The 12,333-nt window shown below is 53.2% G+C and carries 7 protein-coding genes; 1 reads left to right on the top strand and 6 read right to left on the bottom strand.

Annotated features, from left to right (window positions below):
* Nucleotides 1-79 precede the first annotated feature (79 nt).
* Entirely contained in the window at nucleotides 80-1,495 is a 1,416-nt protein-coding gene (locus tag P8N76_17460; protein MDG2383463.1) for a VCBS repeat-containing protein, read from the bottom strand.
* Between the two features lie 65 nt (nucleotides 1,496-1,560).
* Here P8N76_17460 and P8N76_17455 point away from each other — a divergent pair, with 65 nt between their 5' ends.
* Nucleotides 1,561-2,340 carry an ankyrin repeat domain-containing protein gene (locus P8N76_17455; GenBank protein ID MDG2383462.1) on the top strand — a complete coding sequence of 260 codons (780 nt, stop codon included), beginning with the start codon at nucleotides 1,561-1,563 and terminating at the stop codon, nucleotides 2,338-2,340.
* Between the two features lie 423 nt (nucleotides 2,341-2,763).
* Here the strand turns inward: P8N76_17455 and P8N76_17450 are convergent, their stop codons facing one another.
* The 5 genes from P8N76_17450 to P8N76_17430 all read right to left on the bottom strand — a co-directional run bounded on the left by P8N76_17450 (nucleotide 2,764) and on the right by P8N76_17430 (nucleotide 12,226).
* Nucleotides 2,764-7,389: an FG-GAP-like repeat-containing protein gene (locus tag P8N76_17450; protein ID MDG2383461.1), complete on the bottom strand. Its 4,626-nt coding sequence runs from the start codon at nucleotides 7,387-7,389 to the stop codon at nucleotides 2,764-2,766.
* A gap of 829 nt (nucleotides 7,390-8,218) precedes the next feature.
* A complete protein-coding gene (locus tag P8N76_17445) occupies nucleotides 8,219-10,183 on the bottom strand; it encodes a M56 family metallopeptidase (protein ID MDG2383460.1) in 1,965 nt (654 codons plus the stop codon).
* Nucleotides 10,180-10,554 (bottom strand): BlaI/MecI/CopY family transcriptional regulator, encoded by a 375-nt coding sequence (locus P8N76_17440; GenBank protein MDG2383459.1) that lies wholly within the window; start codon nucleotides 10,552-10,554, stop codon nucleotides 10,180-10,182. The genes P8N76_17445 and P8N76_17440 overlap by 4 nt, the downstream gene beginning before the upstream one ends.
* A 515-nt stretch (nucleotides 10,555-11,069) precedes the next feature.
* On the bottom strand, nucleotides 11,070-11,600 hold the full coding sequence (locus P8N76_17435) for a helix-turn-helix domain-containing protein (GenBank protein ID MDG2383458.1): 531 nt from the start codon (nucleotides 11,598-11,600) through the stop codon (nucleotides 11,070-11,072).
* 203 nt (nucleotides 11,601-11,803) lie between these two features.
* The gene (locus P8N76_17430) at nucleotides 11,804-12,226 is read right to left on the bottom strand and encodes a hypothetical protein (protein ID MDG2383457.1); all 423 of its coding nucleotides are present in this window, start codon (nucleotides 12,224-12,226) and stop codon (nucleotides 11,804-11,806) included.
* Nucleotides 12,227-12,333 lie beyond the last annotated feature (107 nt).

Here is a 12,333-nt window from a genome sequence, read left to right as displayed (position 1 = left end):
GGTTGTTAAAAACCGACTCCTGGAAGGATTGTGTAGCGATTGAGCCACGGTTCACGCTTCAAGAATTTTGATAATCCGCTTACTTCGTGATCCGCAAGTTCTCGAACCAATAAAGGCCCGACTTGCCAGGCGCAACGATGTCGATGTCGCCATCGTTGTCCATATCCTTTACCGCCATCTGCAGCCCTGTCCCGGCGGAACCGCGTGGGAAATCTTTAAGAGCATCCCGCTGTTTGGCATTTGCCGGAGCGTTTGAAGCCGGGTAACCTTTGTAGACAATGGTCTTCATCCACTTCAACGCCTTCCGATCAAAGCGGTAGATAAAAATGCACGGATGGGCAGTGGCTCCGGGTTCACTCGCGTGGGCATAAATGCGTTTCCCCGTGACAAACTCCTGTTCGCCATCGCCGTCGAAGTCGGCCAGATGGAGCGTGTGAACCTGCGAAAAACCGCTATCAATATCTTCTTTCGTCCAGATGCGTTTTCCACTCGCGTCTTTCGATTGCTTCAGCCAGTACAGACCGAATTGGTGCCCCATTCCCCAGACGACATCGGTATCTCCATCACCGTCAAAGTCATGTCCGATGATTTCAATACTGGCCGCCTCCAGTTCAAATTCAGCATGAAACTTCCAGTCGGCATTTCGATCGGCCGGCTGTTCGTACCAGCCTTTCGGAGTGATGATGTCGATCCGACCGTCGCTGTTGATGTCTCCATGACCGATACCGTGTCCGGCTCCTTCCGGCGATAATCGACGCTGCTTCCATTCCACTTTCGGCATGGCCGATGTCAGCTCGTACCAGACGACCTGTCCGCCAACATTGGGCAAATAGACAGGTGTGCCATCGCCATACAGATCGACCAAATAGCTGGTCTCCATTGACCCTGGAGTATCGATCAGATGTTCGGTCCAGGGTTGGGTTGGATCCTTGGGTTGTTCAACCCAAGCGATGCGACGGCTGAAGTACGCACACGTCACGATGTCGATCCGACCGTCGCCGTTCACATCGATCGGCGCGTCGGCGAAGTCTTCATGGTAGTGCGGATTCGTTCCCGGCTTAACATCTCGTACTTGATGCCGCACCCAGTTTGGAGACGCATACCAGGAATCGCCGCTAAACACATCCAGTTTGCCATCGTCATTGAAGTCGGCCACTCCAACGGCTTCAAACGGCGACCGGTCATTAATCGTATGCTTCCGCCACGTCGTCGGCACGGGATCATCTGCTTTGAGAGACGGGTTGGCCACGAAAACATTTAGGACGGCTAAATAGATCAAACAGAATCGAGCGATTTTCAAATTTCTACCTCCGAGATGATCTTTCCTGTCGAAATGCGACACGTTGTCATCGCACCAAAACTTACCGACGGTAATGTAACTTGAATTCCGTTGCGGGTCTCGATTGAGTTTGACAAATCGTTGAAAGTCACTTACTTTGCAATGCAAAGCAATCCAGCGAGGATCCCACAATAGCCAGAGTTGGCCAGAATTCACGAAGCTTTTCCAGATAGAGACGGGTATCCTTCCGCATTTCTCATCGAACATCCAAGGAGCAACCGTTGCGACCAATCCTTTCCACTTTATTGACGTCCATTCTTTTGCTTGGCTGCAATCCTCATGTAGATTCGGTCTATTTAGGCCGTGGTGAGGCGCGCCTGCTGAATAACGTGTCCGCTGGAAACCTTGCGGCAGTCAAAAAGTTCCTTGATCAAGGCGGAAACGTAAACTTGCAAGATGAACCCGGCATGACTCCCTTGCACCATGCCGTAAACGCCGATTGGAAAGGGAGTCACCTGACCATGATCAAGCTGCTGATTGATCGGGGAGCTAATGTAAAAGTGATCGATGACACCCACCATACACCATTGCATTTGGCGAGTAATAAGGAAGCTGCTCAATTGCTCATTGACGCCGGGGCAGATGTAAATGCCAAGACGCAGCGTACGGGGGAGACTTTATTGCATTCAGCGGCGTGGGGGGCGGCTCAAGGTCATCCAAAAAGTCATGAAATGTATTTGGAATTGACGAAAATGCTGATAGACAAAGGGGCGGATGTCAATGTGAAACTCAAATCGGGAAGTATGATCAACGACGATGAACCGTACCGTGCTAAACCGGGGGAAACAACTTTACATGAAGTGGCGCGAAGTTATTCAGAAAAGCATGCTTCTGAGGTTTGTGAACTACTTATTGCCAACGGAGCAAGGGCAAATGAGTTGAATGGAAAAGGCCAAACTCCACTGGATGAAGCATTGGCGAATGGGCGGAACAAGACTGCTGAATTCCTTCGCAAATACGGTGCTAAGACTCGTGAAGAATTAACAACGGAAGTAAAATAAAATAGCAGAACTGAATTCCTGGCACTGGAGCGAACGTACCGTCCGACACGCCTAATCGGATCACGCACCGGTGTTGTTCTTTCCGGCGAAGCTCGGAGGTGTTCATGCACAAATGACACCTCCTGCAATTTCGGAAAGTCTTTTGAGACAGCGGTTTGGTCATCCTCAAAGGATAGCCGAATTCCGCCAAACCCAACGGTTTGGACACCTCCCTCCGTTTCAAATTTTCATCCGTTGCAGCGGTGCGGTCACGGAGACGAGCCCGCTGTGTGTAGGCCAATCAGCGAACCTGATTCGCAAATGCGCGATGCCATAAAAGCGTGTGAGCCCAAAGACAAGGCAAGTCGCTATTTTCAAAGCACGACCAAGTCACAAAAGCGGGCCCCATACCTTCCAGCAACTTCGTTTTGCTGAAAGGGATTTCTATTCCGTGGGCCAAAGCCGTTCTTTGGTAAGCAAACGCAATGTTGACACGTCCAAATCGGCAAGAAGCAGATCAACTTGGGCAACCTCTTGAGCGCGGTTTGTCGGGTCACCCAGGTCGTCCAAGCTTGCGTCATCTGCGAACAACCTGTCACGACTGAGCGATTCGAGAGTGGCTGCGCGTCGTTCGACAAGCTGCTGCAAACGTGGCTGGAACGCAGGAGTTACCCACTGCAGCTTGGGTTTGTCGTTGTGATCGATCGCGGCGCCCACCTCCCTGATATCCGATACGATGCTGGCTGACTTGGCCGGCGAGGCCCCCACGTAACCGCCGTCGGTGAACGCATCCACGAAGTCGCTTTGATCGAAGCTGCCATCGCAATTCCAATCGCCCTGATCCCAGGTTGTGGGGACACGAGACGGGACTAGGTAGCGAGCTTCAACGAAGACATCGACGATATCTTTGGAATCGAATTGGCCGTCCAGATTCGCGTCACCATAGCTAGTTTCCAAGATATCGTGCACCAGAGTATCCAAGTCCCCTCGATCGACTCGGTTGTCGTTGTTCAAATCAAAAGCGAGGTTTCGACGTGGGGCGTTGATTTCCTTGCACAAGCGTGTGATGTCGTCAACATCCACCGTTTGGTCATCTGTAAAGTCAGCGATATTTGAACCGGGAGGCTCGGGAGGATCAACGACTTCGGCTCCCACTCGCCAGACATCTAGGCGCAGATTCCCGCTTTCGATGGAAGCCGTCACATAGTCACCCTGAACGCGTGGTCCTTCCGGAAGACGGACCATGTCGGTCGCTTGGCTGGCGATTTCATTGCCTTGCGGCAAGTTATCAACGGTGTCGATGGCGCCGCCAAGGGGCGTAAGATTGCCGCCATTGACGTTTACAGCCCAAGTGATCAACTGAAGGTGTTGCGCGTCGTCGATGGCAGCCGTGACGATCCACGAGTCCGTGAGATGATCGACTGCGAGGGAATGAATATCGCCCATCTGAGGCCCCGGCCCGACAATCCCCCCCGGACCGCCAGACGGCGGTGCCGACCGACCACGTCGATCAGGCGTAAACAGTTTTTGGAAACTGAAGTCATACAGCTCCCTCGCATTGGACATATCCTCCTTTGACTGCTGAATTCCAACCACGACTGTGTGTCCGCCGCGCCGCGCCTGTCCCACGTGGCACTGTGTGCAGATCGGCACTTCGATCAGTTGCCCTTGCTCGTCATAAACGTCGCCGACTCGGCCGTGTCCAGCTTTCCATCCGTCTTGTCCCACGTATCCATTGGTGCGATCGAGCTGGAAGATCTTGGGCGGATCCAAGTTCAACGTGGCCGCCTCAATGCTGTTTTCGGAGCTAGAAAATTGTCGGAAGAGAGGATGTTGCCAACCAGCACGCCACATCGTGATCAGATCCTGTGGCGTTGTCACACTGCCGCCTGCCGGGTGTCCGTACCGAGTATCATCGAGATTAAGCAGACTGCCCAGGTCGTTCATCTCGTCGACAAAGCGTTCCATGGCTTGATTAGCACCCGCATTCAGAACGTTCATGGCAACGTGTTCGGCGATGGCAACCGAAGCGCGGTTGCCGGAGTGGATCATCATGCCATACATCAAAGATTCGAGCGTGAGGATATCGCCTTCCTCAAGCAATGCGTCTTCCCCGTCCTGGGTGCCAGACATCTTGCTGCCGCCTGTATCCGCCGCTCTTTCACTAATCGTGACCTGATCGGTGAGTGCGATGGGCGAGTTGGGTAGTTCCAACGCCAAGACCGTCACCAAGAGCGTTGTCGCTTTCGTGACGCTCGCTGCATGAACCGCTAACGGTTCCCCGGACGGCATGAGTTCATACAGAGTCCCATTCCCTGTGCCGTACTGCTGCTCCCAATTTCCATTAGCCGCCATGGCGCGGATATGACGTGCCACTCCCTGGCCCCAAAGAACATCGTTGGAGGTAAAACCGTTGGCGCCACCGTCAACCATCTGGACAGCACCCGCATTCTTATGTTCCGAGCTAAAGCGACTTTGCTTTTCGTTCGGAACGCCGATGACGGCATCTGCAAAGCCGTCGTTATTCAGGTCGGCAAGCAGGGCTGCTGCGCTAAAACGATCTCCCGGATTCGGTGAATTTTGGATTCCGTTGACGCCCTGTTTCAGCATCTCGCCGCCAAATCCAGTGAGCGCTGAGTTCTGATCTCCGCGTATTAGCACGGCAATTCCGGTATTCGCATAAGTGATCTGATCGGTTTCCTGATGGTCTTGATAAGGAACGCCCACCAACAGATCCTGTGGGCCATCACCATCCACATCGCCGGCGGCAAGCGTGGCCCCGAATCGACTGCCAAGCTCCGGATCGCTGAGAACTCCCGGTGTCGCCTGGTCGAAGATTTCCTCACCCACACGAGTGATGCCGCTATTGGATCCGAGCAACGCGTGCACTCGACCACTGTTGACGAAGCCGTTGGCGTCTTCCATGGGCGCAGCAATCGCCAAGTCAACAAAACCATCCGCATTGAAATCACCCGCCGCTAAGGCTTCACCAAAACGATCTCCGGATTCTGTCGCGTCGCTGATGTCTCCACCACTGACGTTGTTATTAGCAACGATCCCGTCCTGAGTGATGAACTGATCGTTGGCGGTGATGCCAATCCCCGATCCCCTCACAATATGAACCGCGCCGGTGTCACTCATCCCAAACGCCCGTTTTCCTGGAACCCCGATCGCTAAGTCATCATTTCCATCGTTGTTAAAATCTCCGGCGGTGAGGGCAAAGCCGAACTGGTCGCCGGATGCAGCACTACTCAAAAACCCTGGGGAATTCTGGTGAAAGGTGACATCATTTCCATTTCCGTCCAAACCGCCGTTCGCACCGTAAAAGACGTGGACTGCCCCAGCGTCAACCAGGCCCTGCTGGTTGTGGTCTTCATCGGGAATCCCGACTGCCAAATCTTCACGCCCATCATTGTTGAAGTCGCCAACGGCCAAGGAGGCGGCAAAATGGTCGTACGCCTCAGAAAGTCCGGCGACTCCGCCTGCTCCTTGGCGGAATAGCTGGTCGCCTGCAGCGGTGATGCCCTGTGAGCTGCCATAGAGAATCTGAACCACACCGACTTCAGCCAACCCATCTGCTTCGATCGATTCGCCGGGCACACCCACCGCGAGATCGTCTTTGCCGTCACCATCAAAGTCGCCGGCGACCAACGCAGCACCAAAACGATCGCCCTCGTCAGGAACACCCGTGATGCCAGGGGAATCCTGCGACCAAGTATTGTTAAGCGGCGAATTGTAAATTCCATTCTCGGATCCATAGAGAACGGTTACTGCTCCCGCGTTAGCCTGACCGTTAATCGATTGTCCCGAAGCCCCGGCGGCTACATCATTGAAGCCGTCACCGTTGAAGTCGCCGACAGCCACCGACGTCCCAAAGAACTCGTTCGATTCCGGCGACGGTGCATAGGCATGAGTCAAATTGGGAACGTCAATCGTGATGCCAGGATGGTTCGGATTCTGGTCGTCATCGCTACTGCCGAGCCGATATGGGGCGACCGTACAGATGAACAGGAAACACTCGTCAGTGCGTCGCTCCCAAACAGTCAGTTCCTGCTGGCCATTCAAGTCGGTAAACGCAACAGATGCGTCGGCATTGAGCGGGGCTGCCGCGAGGTTATCAGTCCAGTCACTGGTGGATCCGCCCTGATAGTCCCTGCCCGATGCGCCACCACCCGCATCGAAAACTTGTCCCTCGTCCCCGACAGAGACGTAACGTGTGACAACACGGTTAGAATTATTCTTTAAGTTGATCGTGTAATTGCTAAACCCAGTATGGTGGATTGACAGCTCACTCTGTGAATCGCTTAGCCCCGTAACGTCTAATGGATCAGAGGCGTACAAGCCTTGAATCTGTTGCGTCTGTTCATTAACGCGCCAAGTGACGACGCGCAGCTCCAGCTGGCCTCCTGGGTTACGACCAATCACAGGAGTAACCACCTGTGCCCACGCAGCACGATCTTCAGCGGGGCGATGCGCAATCGCGTGCGAGATAACCTCCAACTGATCGAATCCGCGAACATCGTCCGCGACGAAATCACCAGAAATCGAAAGGTGAAATGAATTCAACCAGAGATTCTTGTCGGGACCAACGCGACTAATGATGAATGGGCGACGTGCCAGTTCCAGATTCTCCAGCGGTGTCAAAACATGGACTTTGAAGTCGCGACCTGGAATGGGGTCTGTATCGCTCAAATGAGTTGGAGCTGGTGAATCTTCGGTTACTGACCATGAAGAAAATTGAGCTGCCGACCCCGTGCCGACGCCCGCAACCAGGTAAGATCCCAGCCGACCGTTTGGTGTCCCGCCAAGATGAACAACGTCTAGCTCTCGCAGCTCACCTATCGGACCATCAACCTCCCCCGTAAGAATGGTACCCACACCGTCGGCTGTGTCTTCAGAGATGCCAAGGAAAGAACGATCTCGCAAAATCATTTCAGTGTTGGTGACACGATCGGCCGTATTGGATTCGATCGCATTGGCAGTGAGATCCCCGGCCAACAAGATCTTTGGCTCCAAAGTTTCGCTGCTGAAAATACGGCGCTGGCTCCGACGTTTCGAAGTCAAGTTCATTGGAAATCCCTCCCCGATATCATGGCCTCAACATCAGTCCGTCACATGAGCTTCGGGCAGCACCAGAAACGTCACTCGTTTTTTCGGATCCAGTAACGTACAGGTACAAACGAAGGATCGATCCCTGACTGACGATACAGGTTGCGAGTTACCCTAAACCGTTGTCCTGGGATAGACACGCATGTGTCAATACTGTTCTTTGAACGACGTTCCGGTCATAACCGGTCGCGAAATACTTCCGAAAGTTGCCAAAACTTTTCGCAATCGACTCGAGAGCGACAATTCAAACGCAGAAAACCCCATCTCGTTCACTTCAGGTGGAGCTCACAACCTCATCCGCAAACGACAGCTCGCGATTCTGCAGGGGGGTACACATTACGCTACACAGAGGGGTACGTTCTGGTCTTCATCGTTGGAAGTTCGAAACGGCTGACGATGAACAACGCTCAGCGATCTGGTGATCGGAACGGCGCACGGAGGCGGAACCAACCGGCTGCCCCAACCTTAAGTTGCCCGTTGCGAACCGTAAGGAATCAACTGCTATACCGTAAAGGTCGTCATCAATGAAAAACTATTTGTCGCCGCATCAGACCAGCATCGAAAGCATCTGCGTTCACCTGGGGCGATGGAACGTTCATCCCTCTCCGATGCCGCAGAAAAGAAGTGCTAATCGCATCTTTTGCCCCGATCTTTTTCAGACGCGACCACCTCGCAAGCTGTTTCTGCTCAACAGCTTGTAAATCGTTCAAACTGTCCGGTTGCCATCGGCAACCAGACGAGGGCAATGTCCGAAGACGTCACAGCAAAGCTCTGAACCTGCCAGTCGCGGCTACTTGATCCCAAGCTTCGCGTAAAGCTCATCGGCTTCGGCACGAGTCATTTCACCTTCGCGGACAGACTTCTCGATGTGAGCCATATTGTTGGCGTTCTGCAATTGGGTGAGCTCTCGCGACACCTCTTTCTCACTGTTTTTTCCGGCGGTAACTTGCTCTTTAAGCTCCGCCTCAACGCGGGTGTATTCCTCCTCTGGCACGAACCTTGGCTCCACATCTTTTGTCTTTAAGTTCTGACGCGCGTCGTCTTTGCTTGATGAACTGCTGGAAGTTTCTTTACGATCACGAACGGCCTTTTCCATGCCTCGTTTTGTTTCTTCGATAGCTCGAGCGCCCTCCTCCGGCGAGATCTCGCCGGACTTCATAGCCTCTTCGATCTCACGAATGCGATACATGTACCTTTCACGCAGCGCGTCTTGGTTCTCGACGTGCTCGTCTTTGCCGCGATCGCCTTGCATCTTGGCCTTGCGGTAATACGTCCACATCTTCCGTTCCGCAACTTCGTATTCCCCCTCCATTTGCTTCTGAGTGATTTCACCCGCCGCGACTCGCTTGCGAAGCTCCTCTCCGACGTGCCGCAATCTTTGTTCGATACCTGCCTTTAGCTTCTCAAGGTCTTCGTTTTCAACGTGGTTTCGTTCTTGACGGTGGTGTTTCAATTCGGCCTCGCGGTAATGCGTCCACATCTTCCGTTCCGCAGCTTCGTATTCCCCCTCCATTTGCTTCTGAGTGATTTCACCCGCCGCGACTCGCTTGCGAAGCTCCTCTCCGACGTGCCGCAATCTTTGTTCGATACCTGCCTTTAACTTCTCAAGTTGATGATTTCCACTGGTTGCCCGCAATGCACGCATCATCGCTTGGGCCTGGGACAAATTGATTTCACCATCGGATACGGCAGCCCCGAGTCGCCGTTCGAATGCATCGAAGTCCTGCGCATAAGCGATACCGAGGGGAAGCAAACCCATCGCCAAGGCCAACATACCTCCACTCAACCAACGTGGTATCGGTGCGACAGTGTTCATCGAAACAATCATTCGAAATCTCCTTTCAAGGGAACCGCCGCTATCAATTGCGCATGCCTCTGCCGGTGGGCGGATCTCCGGGGAGGAAAGAAGCTCAATAATCGTTAGTAGTAAAAAGCCGTAACGTTGTGGCTCGGGATGCAAGGCACGCAACACCATGGCATCACAACACAACTCCTCATTGACCCGAAGACAGCGACGGGACCACCATACAACCGGATTCCACCAGAATACGACGCATGCCAACCACTCGAGCCAACGGACCAGGTGATCGCATCGCTTGATGTGTGCCAATTCGTGGGCAAGGATCAACTTTATTTCATCCGGTGCAAACTGTTGCCTAACCCTTCCCGGAATAACGACTCTTACACGACCGCCTATCCACCAAACGAGCGGTGAAATTTCCGCTGGAACAGAATAGATTTTGGGACTCCAGCGGAGCCCCAGTTGTTCCGCGACTTCGGTGGCGAGTCGCTGCAAATCCGGGTCAACTTGTCGGCATGCGACCCGAAGTCGCCGGTTGAATCTAAAAACCGAATTCAATGAGTGCAAGAGTACAAACAGACCGCCTGAAATCCACAGCGCGAAGACACAGGTTTTGGAAAACGCAATCCATGAATGGTTCAATCCGTCCGACCATGCTACCCGTCCGGATTCGATCGAGGCGTTGCTTTTAACGAGCGCCAAATCGGTTTCGAACTCCAATGGAGCCTTTGTTCCTTGGGCGATGGCTGAAGCTGCCTGAGTGCTGATGTTCGGCAAAAAGTCAAGTGAAACTGAGAAGATCGGCGGCGTAACCAGCTTCGCAAGCACGAGCACCCACAGCAGATGTGCGACTGTCGGCGACCGCTGGCTCCGGTGAACAGCATAGGCAATGAGTGCAAGCGGAACTGACAGTAGGAGATTGCTGATTGCGAATTGGAGAAGAAGGCTGGTCATGACTTGCCTCCCTTGAGAATCTCGCGCAATCGGGTGATTTCGGCGCGTGAAAGTTGATTCTCATCGAGCAGATGCGTGATGGCGGGAACCAGCGATCCTCCGGTGAGTTGATCCGCCAGCGACTTCAATTGGTTTCCCGCGTATGCTTCACGACCGATCAAGGCAGAAAACAGGTGAACCGGAAGATCACGATCTCGTTCAATAAAGCTCTTCGCCTCGAGTCGTTGCAGCAATCGTTGAACCGTTCCATTGGCAGAACGGGACTCTCCCGGATAGAGCTGGTCGCGGATCTGCCGGGCGGTTAGGCGGTCAGCCTCCCAAAGCAGTTCCATGACCGCAAGTTCAGCATTGGCAAGCGATTCGACCCCCATTCACTCAACTCCTTCAGACATGTACGACAGATGCACACCAACGTACGACATCTTGTCGCACACGTCAAGCGAGACGCAGATTTAAACTCAATCCACGTCGACAACATCGAGTTCGAGCAAGAGAGCAGCCTTGAGCGATCAGGAAAGAGCGCTAACTCAGCAAGCCCCATCAACCGCGGAACCCAGTTCCTACACTGCTCCGGTTGGTGGGCGTCGAGCAAGTACAAATCTCGTCGCAATCGAGGCCGGATTCACCGCCGCGAATTAGGACCAATGCAATCTCCTGAGGGTGATCTATCCGATGCCTCGAAAGAATTCTTGAAATCAGACTGTTCACACCAACGCGACTTCGAGCGAACCAGATTCGCAAGTGCGCTATGCCATAAAAGCTATACCAAAAGAAATTGTGTATTAGGCATTCGAATTTACAGGAACCGAGATCCCGCAGCTCCAAAATCTACGCCGTTGAATGCTATTCAGGCATAAAAAAGGGCAAACTCGCGACGAAGCAAGTTTCAATGCTGCGAAGCTGACCGACGATATTCTCCAGGCGTAACGCCAACTTCGCGTTTGAACACCACGTGCATGTACTCCGGATGTTCGAACCCACAAATCGTTGCGATCTCCGTTAGCGATTCGCTAGTATCGCTTAGCAATCCGCGCGCTTTGGATATTTGAATGTAGCGAAGCTGTTGTTTCGGCGTCCGATTGATAGCCTCTCGCATGCGACGTTCGAGTGTACTACGAGACATTGCGACCTGCTTCGCGACATCTGTCACGGTGGCTCCGTTACATGCATTCGCTCTTATGAATCGTAGCGTCTCCATGATTGCACGATCTTCCGTAGCGTGAATGTCGGTTGATTGTCGCGTCTTTACGCCACGTGGCGGGACCACGGTCAGCGGCAGCACGTCATCGGCGCCATCCATTAGCCTTGCTAGCGACTCAGCGGCTCGATAGCCGATCGTTTCAATGTCAGACATGACACTCGAAAGAGACGTTGAACACAAGTTACAGATCGTTGCGTCATTGTCGACTCCGATCACGGAACCTCTTCGGGAACGGCCACCCCACTATGTGAACACGCGGCATCGACGTAGTGCCCAAGAGTATCATTTGCCGCCAACAATCTGAATGGCTTGGGAAGTCTTTGAATCCAATTTGAAAGTCGTTGCAATTCGTCATGAACGGCGAGGACGCCGAATTCTGGCCACAGTGTGATGAACGTTTCGCCGTGAGTATGTCCGCGTTAACGCAGATAGTCAATAAACGCATGGCATCGTTGCTCGGACCAATAGGCATTCTGGTAGCCGCAGAAAGCAAATCTTGTGTAACCGCGATCGAGAAAGTGCTCGGCCGCTTTCTGAGCGATCAGTGCATCGTCTGCCACGATCGTTGTACATTCGTAGGGCTTGGCGAGCCCTAGCAAATCGACCAAAGATATTGCTCGAGCATTAAGAGAGTCAACCAATGCGTGTGGCATGTCTTTGGCAATTACGCCATCTCCTTGCCAAGCATGCACCCAACTTGGCAATCCCGCGGCCAAGTCCCGTTGGGCGAAAAACACAGACCAATCGCAGCGAGCACGAAGGTATCGCGAGATGCCAGCCAATATCGATCGCCCATAACCGCTAGAATTTCCGACAAGCAACGCCACACGCAATTTGGACATTTTGCTACCAACAGTCTTTTACCGAAGGGAAAAACGAGCCGGCCCTGCGTGACAAAAAAATTAAACCCAAAGACTTGCCAACACCAGAAACACTGGTTTCACACATA

The organism is Pirellulaceae bacterium (assembly GCA_029243025.1).
Lineage (GTDB): Bacteria > Planctomycetota > Planctomycetia > Pirellulales > Pirellulaceae.
This window is presented reverse-complemented; position numbering and strand designations above follow the sequence as displayed.